At 62.2% G+C, this 20739-nt stretch carries 18 protein-coding genes, 1 tRNA gene and 1 pseudogene; 18 read left to right on the top strand and 2 right to left on the bottom strand.

The genetic code is table 11. The annotated features are described in order from the left end of the window. Positions 1-6: 6 nt before the first annotated feature. Positions 7-1122 carry an efflux RND transporter periplasmic adaptor subunit gene (locus tag IPK59_00765; GenBank protein MBK8157393.1) on the bottom strand — a complete coding sequence of 372 codons (1116 nt, stop codon included), beginning with the start codon at positions 1120-1122 and terminating at the stop codon, positions 7-9. 367 nt (positions 1123-1489) lie between these two features. Here IPK59_00765 and IPK59_00770 point away from each other — a divergent pair. From IPK59_00770 to IPK59_00855, 18 genes and pseudogenes are all read left to right on the top strand, one after another. Further along, a tRNA-Asp gene (locus tag IPK59_00770) sits at positions 1490-1566 on the top strand. A 281-nt stretch (positions 1567-1847) separates the two neighbouring features. Then, on the top strand, positions 1848-2213 hold the full coding sequence (locus IPK59_00775; GenBank protein MBK8157394.1) for an NADH-quinone oxidoreductase subunit A: 366 nt from the start codon (positions 1848-1850) through the stop codon (positions 2211-2213). A 7-nt stretch (positions 2214-2220) separates the two neighbouring features. Then, positions 2221-2790, top strand: a complete 570-nt coding sequence (locus IPK59_00780) for an NADH-quinone oxidoreductase subunit B (protein MBK8157395.1) — start codon at positions 2221-2223, stop codon at positions 2788-2790. A gap of 50 nt (positions 2791-2840) precedes the next feature. Continuing rightward, positions 2841-3473, top strand: a complete 633-nt coding sequence (locus tag IPK59_00785; GenBank protein ID MBK8157396.1) for an NADH-quinone oxidoreductase subunit C — start codon at positions 2841-2843, stop codon at positions 3471-3473. Beyond that, the gene (locus tag IPK59_00790; GenBank protein ID MBK8157397.1) at positions 3473-4651 is read left to right on the top strand and encodes an NADH-quinone oxidoreductase subunit D; all 1179 of its coding nucleotides are present in this window, start codon (positions 3473-3475) and stop codon (positions 4649-4651) included. The genes IPK59_00785 and IPK59_00790 overlap by 1 nt, the downstream gene beginning before the upstream one ends. Beyond that, on the top strand, positions 4648-5274 hold the full coding sequence (gene nuoE / locus IPK59_00795; GenBank protein ID MBK8157398.1) for an NADH-quinone oxidoreductase subunit NuoE: 627 nt from the start codon (positions 4648-4650) through the stop codon (positions 5272-5274). The genes IPK59_00790 and nuoE overlap by 4 nt, the downstream gene beginning before the upstream one ends. A gap of 3 nt (positions 5275-5277) precedes the next feature. After that, positions 5278-6561 (top strand): NADH-quinone oxidoreductase subunit NuoF, encoded by a 1284-nt coding sequence (gene nuoF / locus IPK59_00800; GenBank protein MBK8157399.1) that lies wholly within the window; start codon positions 5278-5280, stop codon positions 6559-6561. A 25-nt stretch (positions 6562-6586) separates the two neighbouring features. Next, entirely contained in the window at positions 6587-8653 is a 2067-nt protein-coding gene (locus IPK59_00805) for an NADH-quinone oxidoreductase subunit G (GenBank protein MBK8157400.1), read from the top strand. Beyond that, positions 8646-9722 (top strand): NADH-quinone oxidoreductase subunit NuoH, encoded by a 1077-nt coding sequence (gene nuoH / locus IPK59_00810; protein MBK8157401.1) that lies wholly within the window; start codon positions 8646-8648, stop codon positions 9720-9722. The genes IPK59_00805 and nuoH overlap by 8 nt, the downstream gene beginning before the upstream one ends. Positions 9723-9733: 11 nt before the next feature. After that, positions 9734-10219: an NADH-quinone oxidoreductase subunit NuoI gene (nuoI, locus tag IPK59_00815; protein MBK8157402.1), complete on the top strand. Its 486-nt coding sequence runs from the start codon at positions 9734-9736 to the stop codon at positions 10217-10219. A gap of 28 nt (positions 10220-10247) precedes the next feature. Further along, entirely contained in the window at positions 10248-10865 is a 618-nt protein-coding gene (locus IPK59_00820; protein MBK8157403.1) for an NADH-quinone oxidoreductase subunit J, read from the top strand. Further along, positions 10862-11173 (top strand): NADH-quinone oxidoreductase subunit NuoK, encoded by a 312-nt coding sequence (gene nuoK, locus IPK59_00825; protein ID MBK8157404.1) that lies wholly within the window; start codon positions 10862-10864, stop codon positions 11171-11173. The genes IPK59_00820 and nuoK overlap by 4 nt, the downstream gene beginning before the upstream one ends. Position 11174: 1 nt before the next feature. Further along, positions 11175-13145 (top strand): NADH-quinone oxidoreductase subunit L, encoded by a 1971-nt coding sequence (gene nuoL, locus IPK59_00830; protein MBK8157405.1) that lies wholly within the window; start codon positions 11175-11177, stop codon positions 13143-13145. A gap of 8 nt (positions 13146-13153) precedes the next feature. Continuing rightward, a complete protein-coding gene (locus IPK59_00835) occupies positions 13154-14674 on the top strand; it encodes an NADH-quinone oxidoreductase subunit M (GenBank protein ID MBK8157406.1) in 1521 nt (506 codons plus the stop codon). 18 nt (positions 14675-14692) lie between these two features. Beyond that, positions 14693-16133, top strand: a pseudogene (gene nuoN / locus IPK59_00840) (NADH-quinone oxidoreductase subunit NuoN). Next, positions 16130-16867 (top strand): biotin--[acetyl-CoA-carboxylase] ligase, encoded by a 738-nt coding sequence (locus tag IPK59_00845; GenBank protein ID MBK8157407.1) that lies wholly within the window; start codon positions 16130-16132, stop codon positions 16865-16867. The pseudogene nuoN and the gene IPK59_00845 overlap by 4 nt, the downstream one beginning before the upstream one ends. Positions 16868-16897: 30 nt before the next feature. Then, positions 16898-17689, top strand: a complete 792-nt coding sequence (locus IPK59_00850) for a type III pantothenate kinase (protein ID MBK8157408.1) — start codon at positions 16898-16900, stop codon at positions 17687-17689. Then, entirely contained in the window at positions 17686-19353 is a 1668-nt protein-coding gene (locus IPK59_00855) for a ribonuclease J (GenBank protein ID MBK8157409.1), read from the top strand. The genes IPK59_00850 and IPK59_00855 overlap by 4 nt, the downstream gene beginning before the upstream one ends. Here the strand turns inward: IPK59_00855 and IPK59_00860 are convergent. Then, entirely contained in the window at positions 19340-20701 is a 1362-nt protein-coding gene (locus tag IPK59_00860; protein MBK8157410.1) for a hypothetical protein, read from the bottom strand. The two genes, IPK59_00855 and IPK59_00860, sit on opposite strands and share 14 nt — an antisense overlap. Between the last annotated feature and the right edge of the window lie 38 nt (positions 20702-20739).

Consider the following 20739-nt stretch of genomic DNA (forward strand, 5'->3'; position numbering starts at 1 on the left):
TGGCTCCTACGGCTCGACCACGACGGCATCAGCGCCGGGCCGCAATTTCATCTGGCCATCGGTGACGATCGTTTCTCCGACGCTCAGCCCCTCCACGATCTGGACCTTGCCGGCCTGGCGCAGGCCGGTCTTGACCGGCTTCAGCTCCGCCTTGCCGTCGACCAGGGCGTAGACGAATATCCGATCGCCGCGGGCGACCAGGGTCTGTTCGGGCACCACGACCGCGTTCTTGATGATGCCGGCATCGATCTCGACCTCGATGAAGAGGCCAGGTTTCAGTCTGCCATCCCTGTTGTCGATTTCGGCGCGCACCGAGACGGCGCGGGTCGCGGCATCGAGCTTGGGATCGATGGCGAGAATCTTGCCGGTGAAGGCCTCATCGGGGAACGCGTCCGTACGGATGCTGACGGCGGTGCCCTGCTTGAGGATCGCCAGCTCCGTCTGCGGGACGGAGAAGTCGACATAGAGGGGATCGATGCGGCTCAGTGTGAAGATCGCCTGGCCTGGATTCATGTACTCGCCGATGCTGACCATGCGCAGGCCGAGCGCGCCGTCGAAGGGCGCGGTGATCTTCGTCTTGGCGAGATTGGCCTGGGCAAGGTTGAGGGCGGCTTCGGCGATGCCGAGCTCTGAGGCGGCCTCGTCGACGGCCTTTGGCGTGCCGGCGCCCTTGGCCATCAGGCTGTTGGCGCGCTCGGCATTGGCGCGCCACAGCTTGATCTTGGCATCGGCCTCGGCGACCTGGGCGCGGTAGATGGACGTGTCGAGTTCAGCCAGCACATCGCCCCTGGCGACCGTGCCCCCCTGGGACGCGGAGACGCTGATGATTCGGCCGGCAATTTCGGGGCTGACGGTCACGGTGTCGGAAGCGGTGAGCGTGCCCACCGAGCGCGAGCGGCGAGTGAGAGTCTCGGACGTCGCCTTGGCGATATAGACCGGCACGGGGGGGGCCTTGACCGCTGCGCCAGGCGCCTGGGAGGCTGCGGAGCTTGGCAGCAGGCTGGCCGGCATCCATTTCTCCGGCAGGTGGTCGCGGCCCCAGTAAAGGCCGCCAGCCAGCGCTGCGATCGCCAGAAGGGCGACGAGTCTGGGCAGGCGCGTACGTTTTCTGGTCTTTATCATGCGATGTTCAGCTGTCCAAATCTGATGGCCGGTTGCCTGCAGGGCAAATGGGTACGGGTGACGCGGCCGGGAAGATCAATTTCAGCAACCCAGACCCTGCCTCGCGGTCCGGGATTACACGTTAGCGACGCCATTTCCCTGCACAATGATCAGCATACGCCCAAAATACCATGCTGCCGAAGCGGCAATGTGCTGCGCCGCATCATGCGGCCTGGGGCCAAGTCCAGGGAAAGCGCGCTGAAACATGGCGTTCCGGCATGAGCCGGGAGATATTATTGTCATTCGTGTTGACAGCTACCGCAGGGTTGAAGTACATGCTGCCCCGCCGAACAGACGAGCCTGATCAAAGGCTTCGATCCTGTCTTGCGCGGGTGTAGCTCAGTTGGTTAGAGCGCCGGCCTGTCACGCCGGAGGCCGCGGGTTCAAGTCCCGTCACTCGCGCCATTCTCCCTTCCAGAATATTAACGAAAAATCAACTAGTTCCGAGCCGTTTGGCGGGCAATTCACGGCGATTTGCGGTGGTTTTTACCCTTCCTTGGCCCAATTAACCTCTTTATAGTGTCGGCGACCCGGAGTCGTGATTTTGGTCGCGATCAGGGTCTTTTGCGCTGCGAAAAATTGGCGTAAAGGACCGCTGCAATTCCGGTGCGCGGATGAACCCAGGTGAGGCCCCAGGCCGCCCCTGGGATTGAATTGGGTGATGGAGCGTAGGAAAGCATCTAGGGATGGACGACCTACTCAAAGAATATCTGCCGATCCTGATCTTTCTGATCATTGCAACGGCGCTGACGCTGGTGATGGTCACGGCATCACTCGTTCTCGGCAAGCAGAACCCTGATTCGGAAAAGCTGTCGCCCTATGAGTGCGGTTTCGAGGCGTTCGATGATGCCCGCCGCCAGTTCGACGTCCGCTTCTATCTCGTGTCGATCCTGTTCATCATCTTCGATCTCGAAGTGGCGTTCCTGTTCCCCTGGGCCGTGTCGCTGGGCAATATCGGCATGTTCGGCTTCTGGTCGATGATCATCTTCCTCGGCGTCCTCACCGTAGGGTTCATCTACGAGTGGAAAAAGGGCGCCCTAGAGTGGGAATAATTGGGGAATGGGAGTAGACCAAATGAGCCAGCCCCTTTCGGTGCCAGCCAATTCAGGTGGTGTTCTGCGTCCCGGCCCGCTCCAGGACCAGATCCTCACCGAGGTGACGAACGAGCTCCAGGACAAGGGCTTCGTCGTCGCGCAGATGGACAAGCTGGTGAACTGGGCGCGCACGGGGTCGCTCTGGCCGATGACATTTGGTCTGGCCTGCTGCGCCGTCGAAATGATGCATGCCTATATGGCGCGTTACGATCTCGACCGGTTCGGCGTCGTGCCGCGCGGCTCTCCCCGCCAATCCGACGTGATGATCGTCGCCGGTACGCTCACCAACAAGATGGCTCCTGCCTTGCGCAAGGTCTACGATCAGATGGCCGAGCCGCGCTGGGTGCTCTCGATGGGTTCCTGCGCCAATGGTGGCGGCTATTATCACTATTCATACGCCGTGGTTCGCGGCTGCGACCGCATCGTGCCGGTCGATGTCTATGTTCCGGGCTGCCCGCCGACGGCCGAGGCGCTCGTTTATGGAATTCTGCAGCTGCAGAAGAAGATCCGACGCACATCGACGATCGCGCGCTGAAGGCGCGGGTCACCGAACGGGCTTAGGGGAAGGGTAGGGACAATACCATCATGACAGATGTCTATCGCGAGCTTGGCGACTATATCGCAGCCGCCCTCGGTGACGCCGTGCTGCGCACGGAGGTCGTCCTTGGCGAATTGATGGTCTATGTGCCGGCCGCGCGCATCGAGCGTGTGCTGGGCTTCCTGCGCGATGACGGCAATTGCCAGTTCAAGATGCTGGTCGATGTATGCGGCGTCGATTATCCCGACCGCGCCCAGCGTTTCGACGTGGTCTACAATCTGCTGAGCCTCACCAGAAACCAGCGCTGCCGCGTCAAGGTTGCGATCGGCGAGGATGACGCCGTGCCAAGCGCGGTCGAGATCTATCCCGCCGCCGGCTGGTTCGAGCGCGAAGCCTATGACATGTACGGCATCTTCTTCGATGGGAATCCGGACCTGCGCCGCATCCTCACGGATTACGGTTTCGAGGGGCATCCGTTCCGGAAGGATTTTCCGCTGACCGGCTACGTCGAAGTGCGCTACGACGAGACGCAGAAGCGGGTCATCTATGAACCGGTGAAGCTGGTGCAGGAATTCCGCTCATTCGATTTCCTGTCGCCGTGGGAAGGCATGCTGCAGCCGCGACCTGTGTTGCCGGGTGACGAGAAGGCGGGCGAAGCGCCCGCCGGGAAGACAAACTGATGGCCGAAACGCATATCAAACCGATGACCATGAATTTCGGGCCGCAGCATCCCGCGGCCCACGGTGTTCTGCGCATGGTCATGGAGATGGACGGTGAAGTCGTGCGCCGGGTCGATCCGCATATCGGCCTGCTGCACCGTGGCACCGAGAAGCTGATCGAATACAAGACTTATACCCAGGCCATTCCGTATTTCGATCGCCTCGATTACGTCAGCCCGATGTGCCAGGAGCATGCCTTTGTGCTCGCCGTCGAAAAGCTGCTGGGCCTCGAAGTGCCGTTGCGCGGCCAGTATATCCGCGTGATGTTCGACGAGGTGACGCGCATCCTCAATCATCTCCTCAACATCCCGGCCTATGCCATGGATGTCGGCGCCATCACGCCGTTCCTGTGGGTGTTCGAGCAGCGCGAATTGCTGATGGAATTCTATGAGCGCGTCTCGGGCGCGCGTCTCCACGCGGCGTACTATCGTCCGGGTGGCGTGCATCAGGATCTGCCGGCCGGTCTTCTTGATGATCTCTGGGCGTGGAGCGAGAAGTTCCCCAAGGTCGTCGACGATATGGAAGGGCTGCTCACCAACAACCGCATCTTCAAGCAGCGCCTGGTCGATGTCTGCCCGGTTTCGGCCGAGGACGCCATCGCCTGGGGCTTCACCGGTCCCGTGCTGCGCGCCTCGGGCGTGCCGTGGGATCTCCGGAAGTCGCAGCCCTACATGGTCTATGACCGGATGGAATTCGACATTCCCGTGGGCAAGCATGGCGATTGCTACGACCGCTATCTCGTCCGGGTGGCCGAGATGCGCGAGAGCCTCAAGATCGTGCAGCAATGCATCAAGCAGATGCCGGGCGGGCCGGCGAGTTCGACCGACCACAAGGTGATGCCGCCCAGCCGTGGCGAGATGAAGCACTCGATGGAAGCCTTGATCCATCACTTCAAGCTCTATACCGAGGGCTATCACGTGCCGGCCGGCGAAACTTATACCGCCGTCGAAGCGCCCAAGGGCGAGTTCGGCGTCTATCTGGTGTCGGACGGCAGCAACAGGCCGTACCGCTGCAAGATCCGGGCGCCCGGCTTCCCGCATCTTCAGGCCATGGACTTCCTGTGCAAGGGCTACATGCTGGCGGATTCGGTGGCGATCCTCGGCTCCCTCGACATTGTTTTCGGCGAGATCGACAGATGAGTGCTCCTTCGAACACCGACGTGGTCCAACCGGACAGCTTCGCCTTCACGGTGGAAAATCTGGCAGCGGCCAAGAAGATCATCGCCAAATATCCCGATGGCCGTCAGCCCTCGGCGGTGATGCCGCTCCTCGACATGGCGCAGCGCCAGCATGGCTGGATCCCGCGCGCCGCGATGGACGTTATCGCCGGCATGCTCGATATGGCGCCGATCCGCGTCTATGAGGTCGCGACTTTCTATTCGATGTACAACCTGAAGCCGGTCGGCAAATACCTGATCCAGGTTTGCCGCACGACGCCGTGCTGGCTGCGCGGGTCGGATTCGCTTTCCGGCTTCCTCCACAAGAAGCTCGGCGTCGGTTTCAAGGAAGTCACCCAGGACGGGTTGTTCAGTGTCATGGAAGTCGAGTGCCTCGGCGCCTGCTGCAATGCGCCGATGGTGCAGATCAACGATGACTTCTACGAAGACCTGACCCCGGAATCGCTGGGCCATGTGCTCGACGAACTGGCGGCCGGCCGCCAGCCGAAGAAGGGCCCGCAGAACGGCCGTCGCGGCTCGATGGCCGAGGGTGGCCCGACCACGCTCAAGGATATTCCCTTGACCTACGACATGGCAGGAGACTGAGCGATGTTGCAGGATCAGGATCGCATCTTCAAAAACATCTACTGCCAGGACGATTGGCGCCTCGCCGGCGCACGTCGCCGCGGCATCTGGGACAACACCAAGGCGCTGCTGGATGTTGGTCCGGACAAGATTATCGACGACATCAAGGCGTCGGAACTGCGCGGCCGCGGCGGTGCGGGATTCCCCACCGGTATGAAGTGGTCCTTCATGCCCAAGGTGAACGATGGGCGGCCGTCCTATCTCGTCATCAACGCCGACGAGTCCGAGCCCGGCACCTGCAAGGATCGCGAGATCCTGCGTTTCGATCCGCATATGCTGATCGAAGGTTGCCTGATCGCCGGTTTCGCCATGCGCTGCGTCGCCGCCTACATCTATATCCGCGGCGAGTTCTACCAGGAAGCGAAGCACGTCCAGGCCGCGATCGACGAGGCCTATGATGCCGGTCTCATCGGCAAGAACGCGAGCGGCTCGGGCTACAATTTCGACGTCTTCCTGCATCGAGGTGCCGGCGCCTATATCTGCGGCGAGGAATCGGCACTCATCGAAAGCCTAGAGGGCAAGAAGGGCCAACCGCGCCTGAAGCCGCCATTCCCGGCCGCCTGCGGCCTCTACGGTTCGCCCACCACGGTCAACAATGTCGAGACCATCGCGGTGACACCGACCATTCTGCGGCGTGGGCCGACCTGGTTTGCGGGTCTCGGCCGGCCGAAGAATGTCGGCACCAAGTTGTTCTGCGTCTCGGGCCATGTGAACAAGCCCTGCAATGTCGAAGAAGAGATGGGCATTCCGCTGCGCGAACTTATCGACAAGCATTGCGGTGGTGTGCGTGGCGGATGGGACAATCTGCTGGCGGTCATCCCCGGCGGCTCGTCAGTGCCGATGCTGCCCAAATCGATCTGCGACGATGTGCTGATGGATTTCGATTCGCTGCGCGCGGTGCAGTCGGGGCTTGGTACCGCGGCGGTCATCGTCATGGACAAGTCGACCGACCTCATCGAAGCGATCACGCGCTTTGCGCATTTCTACATGCATGAGAGCTGCGGCCAGTGCACGCCGTGCCGCGAGGGCACCGGCTGGATGTTCCGCATCATGACGCGCTTCGTGAAGGGCGATGCCGATCCGTCCGAGATCGACATGCTGCTGGAGATTTCCAAGCAGATCGAAGGTCACACGATCTGCGCACTCGGCGATGCCGCGGCATGGCCGATCCAGGGTTTGATGCGTCATTTCCGCCCGGTGGTCGAGCAGCGCATGCGCGACTTCCGTGGCCGTCAAGCGGCCGAATAGGGCTGGGGAGTAGGGATCTAAGATCATGCCGAAGATGACGATCGATGGTGTCGAGATCGAGGTGCCGGGCGGCATTACCGTCCTGCAGGCCTGCGAGCTCGCCGGCAAGGAAATCCCGCGCTTCTGCTATCACGAACGCCTGTCGGTGGCCGGCAATTGCCGCATGTGCCTTGTTGAGCAGGAAAAGGCGCCGAAGCCGGTTGCCTCCTGCGCCATGCCGGTTGCCGAAGGCATGGTGATCAAGACCGACAGCCCGCTGGTGCAGAAGGCCCGCAAGGGCGTCATGGAATTCCTGTTGATCAACCACCCGCTCGATTGCCCGATCTGCGATCAGGGCGGCGAATGCGATCTGCAGGACCAGGCGGTCGCTTTCGGCAAGAGTTTCTCGCGCTATCAGGAAGAAAAGCGCGCCGTCACCGACAAGGATCTCGGGCCCCTTGTGAAGACCGAGATGACACGCTGCATCCAATGCACCCGTTGCATCCGCTTTGCGACCGAAGTCGCCGGCGTCGAAGTGCTGGGCGCCACCTCGCGCGGCGAACACATGGAAGTCACGACCTATGTCGAGAAGGGCATTGCCTCGGAACTCTCGGGCAATCTCATCGACCTCTGCCCGGTGGGTGCGCTGACCTCTAAGCCCTATGCCTTCACGGCGCGTCCCTGGGAATTGACTAAAACGGAATCGGTCGATGTGGCGGATGCCGTCGGCGTCAATGTCCGCATCGATTCACGCGGCCGCGAAGTGCTGCGCGTGCTGCCGCGCCTTAATGAAGACGTGAACGAAGAGTGGATGGCCGATAAGGGCCGCTTCTGGGTGGATGGCTTGAAGCGCCAGCGCCTTGATCGTCCCTTCGTGCGCGAAAGCGGCAAACTCAAGCCCGCGAGCTGGGGCGAGGCGTTCGCCGCCATCGCCGCACGTGTCAAAGGTGTCGACGGCAAACGGATCGCCGCCATCGCTGGGGATCAGTGCGATGCGGAAAGCATGTTTGCCCTTAAGGAGTTGATGGTCTCGTTGGGGTCGCCCAACATCGATTGTCGCCAGGATGGCGCAGCACTGGATGCGACCAACCGTGCCTCCTATCTGTTCAACAGCACCATCGCCGGAATCGACAAGGCCGATGTGATTTTGCTGGTCGGTACCAATCCGCGCTGGGAAGCGCCGGTCCTGAACGCTCGCATTCGCAAGCGGCACCTCAAGGGCGGCCTCAAGGTCGCGAGCGTTGGCGCCGTGGGCGACCTCACCTATCCGGTCGAGATGCTGGGTGCCGGCGCCGAGACGCTGGGACAGATCGCGTCCGGCGGCAACAGCTTTGCCGAGACCTTGAAGAACGCCAAGGCGCCGATGATCATCGTGGGGCAGGGCGTGCTCACCCGCCCCGATGGCGCCGCCGTGCTGGGTCTTGCCCGCAAACTTGCCGACAGCTGCAATGTCGTGCGCGAGGGCTGGAACGGCTTCAACGTGCTGCAGACCGCAGCCGCCCGCGTCGGCGGTCTTGAGCTCGGCTTCGTGCCGCAGGCCGGTGGCCGTGATGTGAACGGCATTCTCGACGGCGCGCAGAAGGGCGAGATCGAGATCGTCTACCTGCTGGCAGCCGACGAGATCGATACCAACCGCCTCGGTTCCGCCTTCGTCATCTATCAGGGCCATCATGGCGATCGTGGCGCGCACCGTGCCGATGTCGTGCTGCCTGGTGCCGCTTACACCGAGAAGGACGGCACTTACATGAACATCGAAGGGCGCGCCCAGCTCGGCCGTCTTGCGATCTTCCCGCCGGGCGATGCGAAGGCCGATTGGAGCATCCTGCGCGCGCTCTCAGAGACCGTCGGCAAGAAGCTCGGTTTCGACACGCTGGAGCAATTGCGCCGCAAGCTTTACCAGGCTTACCCGCGCTTCCAGCGGTTGGGGGCGATCGACCCCGCCACCTGGACCAACTTCGGCGGCCAGGGCGAAGTGGGACGCGATCATTTCCGTCCCGCCATCAGCAACTATTACATGACCGATCCGATCAGCCGCGCCTCGGCGACGATGGCGCAATGCACCGAGCGTTTCGTGCAGCCGGCCGCGGGCGGAAAGACGGGCACCCATGGCTGAGTTCTTTACATCGACCTTCGGTCCCTATCTCGGCACCACGATCTTCACGGTGCTGATGATCCTGTGCATCATCGTGCCGCTCCTGCTGGCCGTAGCCTATCTCACCCTGGCCGAACGCAAGATCATGGCGGCGATGCAGATCCGCCGTGGCCCGAACGTGGTCGGCCCCTTCGGCCTGCTGCAGCCGATCGCCGACGGTGTGAAGCTGCTGTTCAAGGAAACCATCATCCCGTCGGGTGCCAACCGCGTCGCCTTCGTCGTGGCGCCGATGATCACCTTCATCCTCTCGCTCATCTCCTGGGCGGTTATTCCGTTCGATGACGGCGTGGTGCTGGCCGATCTCAATGTCGGTATCCTCTATCTGTTCGCGATCTCGTCGCTGGGCGTATACGGCATCGTGCTCGCCGGCTGGGCCTCGAACTCGAAATACCCTTTCCTGGGCGCGCTGCGGTCGGCGGCACAGATGGTCTCCTACGAAGTCTCGATCGGCTTCGTGATCATCACCGTGCTGCTCTGCGTCGGTTCGCTGAACCTCTCCGACATCGTCAAGGCGCAGGAGACCTGGTGGTTCTGCATACCGCTGCTGCCGATGTTCGTAGTCTTTTACATTTCGGGTCTCGCCGAAACCAACCGCCCGCCCTTCGATCTGCCGGAAGCGGAATCGGAACTGGTGGCCGGTTACTTCTCGGAATATTCAGCCTTTACCTTCGCGCTCTTCTTCCTCGGCGAATACGCCAATATCTGGATGATGAGCGCCATGACGGCGCTCCTGTTCCTGGGCGGTTGGCAGGCGCCGTTCGACTTTGCGCCCTTCACCTGGATCCCCGGCTGGGTCTGGTTCGCAGGGAAAGCCAGCTTCATCGCCTTCAGCTTCGTCTGGGTGCGTGCCACCTTCCCGCGCTATCGCTATGACCAGCTCATGCGCCTGGGCTGGAAAGTTTTCCTGCCGCTTTCTCTGGTGATGGTGATCCTGACCGCGGGCGTGCTGCTCGCGACGGACAGCCTGCCGAAGAAAGGCAACATCCTGCCAGCCCCCGCGGTGGATACCACCGTGCCGGCCAGCAACTGAGGAGCCGCTTCATGTCAATGATCCGCACGGCGAAGTCGTTCCTGCTCTGGGAGCTGGTCTCGGGTATGGCGCTCACCTTCAGCTATCTCTTCAAGGAGAAGGTGACGATCAACTACCCCTACGAAAAGGGGCCGATATCCCCCCGCTTCCGCGGCGAACATGCCTTGCGCCGCTACGCCAATGGCGAAGAACGCTGCATCGCCTGCAAGCTGTGCGAGGCGATCTGCCCGGCCCAGGCCATCACCATCGAGGCCGAGCCGCGCGACGACGGCAGCCGCCGCACGACGCGCTATGACATCGACATGACCAAGTGCATCTACTGCGGCTTCTGCCAGGAGGCCTGCCCGGTGGATGCGATCGTCGAGGGACCGAATTTCGAGTTTGCCACCGAGACCCGCGAGGAGCTGTTCTACAACAAGGACAAGCTGCTGCGGAACGGCGAGCGCTGGGAAGCGGAAATTGCCGGCAATATCGCCGCCGACGCGCCTTATCGCTGATCGGGATAGGGTGGGGGAGAACAGTTAGATGATCGTCGAGACCATCGCCTTTTATGTCTTTGCCGCAATCGCCGTCGTGTCGGCGCTGCTGGTGGTCGGCAACCGCAATCCGGTCTACTCGGTGCTGTTCCTGATTCTGACCTTCTTCAACGTGGCGGCACTCTTCGTCCTCATCGGTGCCGAGTTCCTGGCGATGATGCTGGTCGTCGTCTATGTCGGCGCCGTCGCCGTCCTGTTCCTGTTCGTCGTCATGATGCTCGACATCAATTTCGTCGAGTTGCGCCAGGGCTTCGTGCGGTACCTGCCGGTGGGCGCCGTGGTCGGTGTGATCCTTGCCGCGGAACTGATCTTCGTCATGACCGGGACAAGCCTCGGCACCGCGGCCCCCTCCGCGCCGACACCGGCCATCGACCAAGTCACCAATACCGAAGCACTCGGCAACATCATGTACACCCAGTATTTCTACCTGTTCCAGGTGGCGGGACTGGTGCTGCTCGTCGCCATGATGGGCGCCATCGTGCTCACCCACCGCGAACGCATCGGCGTGCGCCGCCAGCGCATCGGCGACCAGGTCCTGCGCGACCGCAGCTCGGTCGAACTCACCAAGGTCAAGACCGGACAGGGTGCTTCTGGAGGTGTCAAATGACGGCGATCGGCATCGAGCATTACCTGACGCTATCGGCGATCCTGTTCACGATCGGCATCTTTGGCATCTTCCTCAACCGGAAGAACGTCATCATCCTGCTGATGTCGATCGAACTGATGCTGCTCTCGGTCAACGTCAATCTGGTGGCGTTTTCGCATTTCCTGGGCGACATGGTGGGGCAGGTCTTCGCCATGCTGGTCCTGACCGTGGCTGCCGCCGAGGCCGCCATCGGCCTCGCCATCCTTGTGGTCTTCTTCCGGACTCGCGGCTCGATCGCCGTCGAGGACGTCAACATGATGAAGGGCTGACATGACTCTCGACGTCGCCATCGTCGCCCTTCCGCTGCTGGGCGCTCTCATCGCCGGGATCGGCAATCGCCGCATCGGCGATCATGCCGCGCAATGGATCACCTCCGGCCTCATGCTGGCCGTGATGGTCATTTCCTGGATCACCTTCTTCGATGTGACCGGCAGCGGTGCCACACGCACCACGGAACTCTTCACCTGGTTCGAAACCGGCAGCTTCCGCGCCGCCTGGGCCGTGCGCATCGACCAGCTCTCGGCCGTGATGCTGATCGTGGTGACGACCGTCTCCGCCATGGTCCATGTCTATTCGATCGGCTATATGCACCACGACAAATCGGTGCCGCGCTTCATGGCCTATCTGTCGTTCTTCACCTTCTGCATGCTGATGCTGGTGACGGCGGACAATTTCATCCAGATGTTCTTTGGCTGGGAAGGGGTGGGCCTCAGCTCCTACCTGCTCATCGGCTTCTGGTATGACAGGCCGACCGCCAATGCCGCCGCCATCAAGGCGTTCCTGGTCAACCGTGTCGGCGATTTCGGTTTCGCACTCGGCATCATGGGTGTGTTCCTGGTGTTCAACACGGTCGAGTTCAAGCCGCTGTTCGACACGATCATCGCCGGCCAGACGCCGCCCACCTTCAACTTCATCGGCTACGAGGTCGATACGCTGACAGCGCTCTGCCTGCTGCTGTTCGTGGGCGCCATGGGCAAGTCGGCGCAGCTCTTCCTCCACACCTGGCTGCCGGACGCGATGGAAGGCCCGACGCCGGTCTCGGCCCTCATCCATGCCGCGACCATGGTGACGGCCGGCGTGTTCATGGTCTGCCGCCTGTCGCCGATGTTCGAATACGCGCCCTATGCCAAGGAAGTTGTGACGGTGGTCGGCGCTTCGACCGCCTTTTTCGCGGCGACGGTGGGCCTGACGCAGAACGACATCAAGCGGGTCATTGCCTATTCGACCTGCTCGCAGCTCGGCTACATGTTCTTTGCAGCCGGTGTCGGCGCCTATGGCGCCGGCATGTTCCACCTCTTCACCCACGCCTTCTTCAAGGCGCTGCTGTTCCTCTGCGCCGGCTCCGTCATCCATGCGATGTCGGGCGAGCAGGACATGCGCAAGATGGGCGGCATTTACAAGCTCATCCCGACCACCTACACCTTGATGTGGATCGGCAACATCGCGCTCGCCGGTGTCGGCATTCCGGCGTTCCTCGGCTTTCCTGGTTTCGGTTTCGCCGGTTTCTATTCCAAGGACAGCATCCTTGAATCGGCCTTCGCCGCCCATAGCAGTGTCGGCATGTATGCTTTCTGGCTCGGCATCATCGGTGCGGTGATGACGGCGTTCTACTCCTGGCGCCTCATCTACATGACGTTCCACAACAAGCCGCGCGCGTCGCATGACGTGATGCACCATGTCCATGAGAGCCCCTGGGTCATGCTGGCCCCGCTCTTCGTGCTGGCCGCTGGCGCCATCCTCACAGGCTTCGTGTGGCATGAGAGCTTCGTGGGCACGGAGATGGAGCATTTCTGGGGCCAGGCGATCCATTTCGCCGCCACCAACGAAGTGCCGCATCACGCCCATGATGTGCCGTTGTGGGTGAAGCTGCTGCCCTTGGCGGCAGGCGTCATCGGTATCCTCTTTGCCACCTATGCGTATCTAGTGCAGAAGGGTCTGCCGGCCGCGATCGCGGGTGCGCTCAAGCCGCTTTACCTGATGTCCTACAACAAATGGTATTTCGACGAGCTCTATGACGCGATCTTCGTCAACCCGGCGAAGGGCTTGGGCCGCTTCCTGTGGAAGAAGGGCGACGGCGCAATCGTCGATGGCGCGGTTGACGGGTTTGCCTGGTTGACCGGTTCGTGGTTCGCCAAGCGCGCGAGCGCCTTGCAGTCCGGCTATGTCTATCATTACGCCTTCGTCATGCTGATCGGCATCGTCGCCATGGTCAGCTGGTATATTTTCGCCTTTGGTAAGTGAGAGATTTGATGAGCGGCAGCATGCCCATCCTCAGCCTGACGACCTTCCTGCCGCTTTTGGGAGCGGCGCTCATCCTCATGCTGAAGGGTGAGGCGGGATCAGTCGCGCGCAACGCGCGGTACATCGCGCTGTGGACGTCGCTCATCACCTTTGCCGTCTCGCTGGTAATCTGGTTCCAGTTCGACCGGTCGGTGGTCGGCTTCCAGTTCGTCGAGAAAATGGATTGGCTGCCGCTGCTCGGCATCAACTATCACATGGGCATCGATGGCATTTCGATGACCTTCGTGCTGCTCTCCACCCTGCTGACGCCGATCTGCATCCTGGCCAGCTGGGAATCGATCGAGAAGCGCGTCAAGGAGTACATGATCGCCTTTCTCGGCCTCGAGACGATGATGGTCGGTACCTTCTGCGCCCTCGACTTCGTGGCCTTCTACATCTTCTTCGAAGCCGTGCTGATCCCGATGTATCTCATCATCGGCATCTGGGGCGGTCCGCGGCGCGTATATGCCTCGATCAAGTTCTTCCTGTTTACGCTGGCAGGTTCGGTGCTGATGCTGCTGGCGATCCTCGCCATGTACACCATCGCCGGGACATCCGACATTCCGACCCTGATGGCCTACCGGTTCGATCCTGCCATCCAGAACTGGCTGTGGCTGGCATTGTTCGCTTCGTTTGCGGTCAAGGTGCCGATGTGGCCGGTCCATACGTGGTTGCCGGATGCCCATGTGGAAGCGCCGACTGCCGGTTCGGTCATCCTGGCCGGTGTGCTCCTGAAGATGGGTGCCTACGGTTTCCTGCGCTTCTCGATCCCGATGCTGCCCGAGGCCTCGGCCTATTTCACCCCGCTCGTCTATGCCTTGAGTGTGGTGGCGGTCATCTACACCTCGCTCATTGCGCTGGTGCAGACCGACATCAAGAAGCTCATCGCCTATTCGTCCGTGGCGCATATGGGCTTTGTCACCGCGGGCATCTTCTCGATGACCCAGCAGGGTCTCGAAGGTGCCCTGTTCCAGATGCTTTCGCACGGTGTTGTGTCGGGCGCTTTGTTTCTGTGCGTCGGCGTCATCTATGACCGGCTGCACACGCGCGAGATCGCGCGCTATGGCGGCCTTGTGCACCGCATGCCGAAATATGCCGTGGTGTTCATGATCTTCACCATGGCCTCTGTGGGCCTGCCGGGCACCAGCGGTTTCATTGGCGAGTTTCTGGTGATGGTCGGCGTGTTCAAGGACAACACCCTGGTGGCGCTGCTGATCGCGACTGGTGTCATCCTCGGTGCCGCCTACATGCTGTGGCTCTATCGCCGCATTATTTTCGGCGAGCTGGTCAAGGAAGATTTGAAGACCATGCTCGATCTTTCGTTGCGCGAGAAGGTGATCTTCGCGCCGCTCCTGCTGCTCGTGTTCTGGATGGGCATTTATCCGATCAGCTTCACCTCGATCTTCGGGCCGACGGTGACTGATTTCATCCAGGATTACGGTCCGCGCATGGAAGCGATCGCGGCTGATCCCGCTGCGACAACTCCGTAAGGCAAGGATAGCCACGCCATGAATTCGTTCATCGATCTCAATCTGGGTCTCGCCCGACCGGAGATCTTCCTTGCCATAGCCGCCTTGGCCCTGCTCGTCATCGGCGTGTCGCTCGGCGATCGTCATACCCGCCTCGTCGCCTGGGCCAGTGTCGCGTCCTTGGTGGTGGCGATGGTCCTGGCGATCACCGACTCCGCCGACGGCCTTGCTTTCCACGGCCTGTTCGTGGCCGACGACTATGCGCGTTTTGCCAAGGTGCTGTCCTTCGGGGCGGCGGCGCTGGCCATCGTCATGTCGCTGGACTATGCCGAGCGAGAGGGGATGGCGCGGTTCGAGTTGCCGCTCCTCATGCTGATGGCCAGTCTCGGCATGGCGCTGATGATCTCGGCCAACGATCTCATCTCGCTTTATGTCGGCCTGGAGCTGCAATCGTTGGCGCTCTATGTGGTGGCGGCCATCCGGCGCGACACGGTGAAATCGACTGAAGCCGGTCTCAAATACTTCGTCCTCGGCGCGCTTTCCTCCGGCATGCTGCTCTACGGTTCGTCGCTGATCTATGGCTTCACGGGATCGACCAGCTTCTCGGTGCTGGCGACATCGCTCAGCGGCGAGGCGTCGCTCGGTCTCATCGTCGGTATCGTATTCCTGTGCGCGGGCCTCGCCTTCAAGGTTTCGGCGGTGCCATTCCACATGTGGACGCCGGACGTCTATGAAGGGGCACCCACGCCGATCACAGCCTTCTTTGCAGCGGCCCCCAAGGTCGCGGCGATCACGCTTTTTGCCAGGGTACTGGTCGGTCCGTTCGGAGATTTGGTCGACCAGTGGCAGCCAGATCATCATCTTCATTGCCGTGGCCTCGATGATCCTCGGCGCCGTCGCCGCCATCGGCCAGAAGAACATCAAGCGCCTGATGGCTTACTCCTCGATCGGTAATGTCGGCTATGCGCTGGTGGGCCTTGCCAGCGGGACGCAAGAGGGCATCTCCGGGCTCCTCATTTATATGTCGATCTATGTCGTGATGACGATCGGCGCCTTTGCCGTGATCCTTGCCATGCGTCGGCGCGGCGAAGCGGTCGAGCAGATCAGCGATCTTGCCGGCCTCAGCCGCACCCAGCCGGGCCTTGCCGCAGCACTCGCGATCTTCATGTTCTCGATGGCCGGCATTCCGCCCTTCGCCGGCTTCTTCGGCAAATGGTTCGTGTTCCTGGCGGCGATCCAGGCCGGTCTAAATGTGGTCGCGGTGATCGGCGTGCTGGCCAGCGTGGTGTCAGCTTACTATTACATCCGCATCATCAAGGTCATGTTCTTCGACGAACCGGCCGAAGCCTTCGACCGAGTGACGCCCACTTTGCGTCTGGTGCTCATCGGGACGGTGTTCGTGATCAGCTTCGGCTTCATCGCGGGTGCCCCGTTCTTCGATCTCTCGGACAGCGCCGCGAGCGTGCTCTTCGCCGAATGAGCCTGATCTTCCGCGTCGAGAGCGTTGCGGAAATCGACAGCACCAATGAAGAGCTGAAGCGCCGGGCGCTGGCCGGTGCCGAAGCGGGCCTTGTGCTCCGCGCCGGCTTGCAAACCGCCGGCCGTGGCCGCCGCGGTCGCAACTGGGTGTCGGAGCCGGGAAATCTTTATGTCTCGATACTGTTGCGGCCGGGGAAATCGCCAGCCGACGCGGCGACGTTGGGCTTCGTCGCGGCGATTGCCCTGGGGCGGTTGCTGCGCGCGGTCCTGCCGGTACCAGTACTGCACAAATGGCCCAACGACGTGCTGGTCGATGGCTGCAAGATCTCCGGCATCCTGCTTGAATCGGGCGGCGTCACAGGGGGCAAGGTCGACTGGCTGGTCCTGGGCATGGGCGTCAATCTGCGCCACCATCCACCGGCAGGCCTCTATCCGACCACGGACCTGCTGGCGGCCGGCGGCCCTAGCCTGACACCTGACCAGGCCCTCGACTTGCTGCTGGCAGAGTTCCGGCCGCTCTATGAATCCTGGCTGCGCCAGGGGTTTGCGGCCTTGCGGGTCGATTGGCTGGCGCATGGTGCCGGTCTTGGCGAAACTGTGCTGGCGCGGCTTGAGAAGGAAGAGGTCTCGGGCCGGTTTGACGATATCGAGGCCGATGGCACGCTGGTCATGGCGCTTTCCGACGGCTCCAGTCGGCGGATCGCCGCCGGTGATATCTTTGTGCCCCAACGCTAGAATGCACCACCGAAATCCGGAAAGAAGCTGATGCTGCTCGCCATCAACGCCAACAACACCAATGTGAAATTCTCCGTCTATGACGGCGCGAGATCCGTGGGCGCCAAATCGCTCGGGGACTGGCGCATCAAGACCGAGGCCGGTCGCACCGCCGACCAATATGTCGTCTGGCTCAACCAGCTGATGACGATGAAGGGCCTGTCGCTGAAATCGATCGATGCCGCGATCATCGCGACCGTGGTGCCGCAATCCCTGTTCCATCTCAACATGCTGTGCGAAAGCCATCTCGGCACCAAGCCGCTGGTTGTGGGCGATCCATCGGTAAAACTCGGCATCGAGGTCAAGATGGATATCCCCATGTCGACCGTGGGTGCCGACCGCTTGGCCAATGCCGTGGGCGGCCACATGACCTATGACGGCAAGCCGCTGATCGTCGTTGATTTCGGCACGGCCACGACCTTCGACGTCGTTGACCAGGAAGGCAATTACATTGGCGGCGCCATCGCGCCCGGCATCGTGCTCAGTGTCGAGATCCTGCACAGCGCCACCGCCATGCTGCCGCGCATCGTGGTCGAGCGGCCGGCCCGCGTCATCGGCAAGAGTACCACCGAGGCGATGCAGTCCGGCATCTTCTGGGGCTATGTCGGCCTTGTGGAAGGCATGGTGCGGCGCATCTCGGACGAATTCGGCGGCCCGCTCGATGTGGTGGCAACCGGTGGCCTCGCACCGTTGTTCCACGGGCAGAAGCCGGTCATCACTCATCTCGATCCTGACATCACCATGCGGGGGCTGGTCGAGATCTATCGCCGTAACAGCCAATGAGCGATCCCTTTAAGCCAGGTCCCGACGAATTGCTGTTCCTGCCTTTGGGTGGGTCCGGCGAGATCGGCATGAACCTCAATCTATACGGCCATGACGGCAAGTGGCTGATGCTGGATCTCGGCATCTCGTTCGGCGATGACAGCACACCGGGCATCGACGTCGTCATGCCCAATCCGCAATTCATCACCGAGCGCGCTTCGGACCTCGTCGGCATCGTGCTGACGCACGCCCATGAAGATCATATCGGCGCGGTGCCCTATCTGTGGTCGCGCCTGCGCTGCCCGCTTTATGCAACGCCGTTCACGGCATCGGTGCTGCGGCGGAAGCTGATCGAAGTGGGGCTTGAGAAGCAGGCACCCATCACGATCATCCCGATGTCGGGCAGCCGGGATATCGGGCCGTTCAATGTCGAACTGATCACGCTTACCCATTCGATCCCCGAGCCCAATGCGGTCGTCATCCGCACCAAGCATGGCGCGGTGCTGCATACGGGCGATTGGAAGCTGGATCCGGAACCGCTGCTGGGCGAACCCACGGATGTGGCGACCCTGCGGCGCCTCGGTGATGGCGGCGTCCTCGCCATGGTCTGCGATTCGACCAACGTCTTCGTCGAGGGCACCTCAGGGTCGGAAGCCGATGTGCGGGCGTCGCTCATGGAGGTGGTGGGCGAACTCAAGAACCGCGTCGCCGTCGGCTGCTTCGCCAGCAACCTCGCGCGCGTCGAAACCATCGCCCGCGTGGCGGAGGCGCATGGCCGCCATTGCGCCCTCATCGGCCGCTCGTTGTGGCGGATGCTGGAATCGGCGCAGGAGAACGGCTATCTCACCGATCTGCCGCGTTTCGTCACCGAACACGATATCGGCTACTTCCCGCGTGAGAACATCCTCATGATCTGCACCGGAAGCCAGGGCGAGCCGCGCTCGGCGCTGACCCGCATCGCGCGGGGCGAGCATCCGCAGGTCTCGCTGGAAGCCGGCGACGCCGCAATCTTTTCGTCGCGCGTCATTCCGGGGAATGAGAACTCGATCAACCGGCTGCACAATGACCTCACCCGGCGCGGTGTCGAGATCATCACCGACCGGGACGAGGATGTGCATGTATCTGGGCATCCGGCACGCGACGAGCTGGCCGAGATGTATCACATGGTGCGCCCGCGCATCGCGCTGCCGGTCCATGGCGAGCTGCGGCACATCAAGGAGCATGTGGATTTTGCCCGCCAATGCCAGGTGCCGGAGGCGCTGGCGCCGGAGAACGGCACGCTTATCCGCCTGGCACCAGGTCCGGCCGAGATCATCGCCCGCGTGCAGGCCGGGCGGTTGGCGCTCGACGGCAAGGCTCTTGTGCCGGTCGACAGTGAGGCGATCCGGCATCGCCACCGGATGAGCTATAACGGCGTCATCATGGGATCGTTGGTGGTCGATCGCAGTGGGAAATTGCTGGCGCCGCCGCAGGTCTCGCTCGATGGACTCCTTGATGGCGACGAGGCCATCGCCACCAGCGGCAAGATCGCCCAGGCGATCGAGAGCGCGCTCGGCGAACTTGCCCATACCAAGCGCGGTGACGATGGCGAAGTGGGGGAGGCCGCACGTCTTGCCGCCCGCCGCTGGTTCCAGAAGAACTACGACAAGAAACCGATCACCAAGATCCACGTCATCCGCGTGTGAAGGATCGCTTGCCGAATAGATAGACGATCGGTCCGGCCGGCAGCAGGGCCAGCATCTCGGCGAGCAGGAATGGCATGGCCAGCCAGCCGGCTGCGGCAAGGAAGCGCAGGGCCTGAGCCTCGGCGAAACCGACAAGCAAGACCAGCAGGTCGATCGCCACCAGAGCCACCAGCAAGGTGAGGATTGCATATTTGCGCACATCCACCGCACCGCGCTGGAACCCGATCGCGGTCAGCATCAAGGTCGAAATGACGATGACATGGCTGCCGACGAGCAAGGATGTACGTCCTTCCACCCAGAGTGTCGCGACGAAGGCCATGTTGAGGGGCGAGGCGTCAGCGATCATCTGCCAGCCGCCCATCAGGGTTTCGATCACCGCCCAGATGACAAGCGACGCACCCAGCATGACCTGAAAGAACCGTGCCTTGACGCCGTAGTGTCGGTTGATCCAGGCCAGCAGCACGACGGCCCAGGTGAGGCCTACCGCGCTATCGAGGGCGGAAAGGATCAGCACGAGTGCCAGGGCAAAACCCCAGATCACACCTTCGGGCACCGGCGGCTCGGCGCTGGGATCTGCCGCGAGCACAAACAGGGGCGCGATGCCGAGGGCCAGTACCGCCGCGGCCAGCAGCATGGTGCCGTTGACCAGGGAACTGGGACCGAGGCCGAGCGAGGGGAGGGTGACAGCGAGGAACAGCGCCATGAGCAAGACCACGATCGAGGTCGTGCTGTGCTCGCGGAGCGTGCCGCCGATCAGCGTTCCCGCCATGGCGAGGCAGGCCACCAGAAATGGCAACGCCACCACCAGCATGATGATGCGCGCATCGCTGGCGCCGCCATCCGGCACTTTCAGCACATCGACCCAGGCGCCGAAGGCCGCCTCCATCGCCGGCTGCGCCCCGAAATGGGCGACGGCCAGTCCGGCCAGCAGGATGACGGGGATCCACAGCCACAGGAGATCAATGCCGCAGCGGTCGATGCAGGCGACGATGTGATCGACCAGCGCGATTGCCGTGGCGACAGCGGCGAAGCCGATCCCGATCCAGCCGAAGGCCGTGAGGGCCGGGAACAGGACCAGGGCCATGATGATGGCCGGACCCACCAGCAGGTCGCGCCGTGCAATGCTGTGAAAAGCGGGCAAGCGGTCGATGATGCTGGCCGGCACCAACAGGGGAAACGCCAGGGCCAGCCAGGCGACGGCGACCGGCACGGGCTGCGGGTCGAGATCTGGGCGCAGGATGGGCAGACAATCGGCGATCGTCACGCCCAAGCCGGCTGTCGCCAGCCCGATCTGGCGCAGGCGGATCATGGCATTGGTCGCCGGCTCATCCGCGAGGGGATTTACCATCCCGTCATCTCCAGCTTCCGGGGCCAATATCAGGTGGA

Source organism: Rhodospirillaceae bacterium, assembly GCA_016712715.1.
GTDB lineage: Bacteria > Pseudomonadota > Alphaproteobacteria > Dongiales > Dongiaceae > Dongia.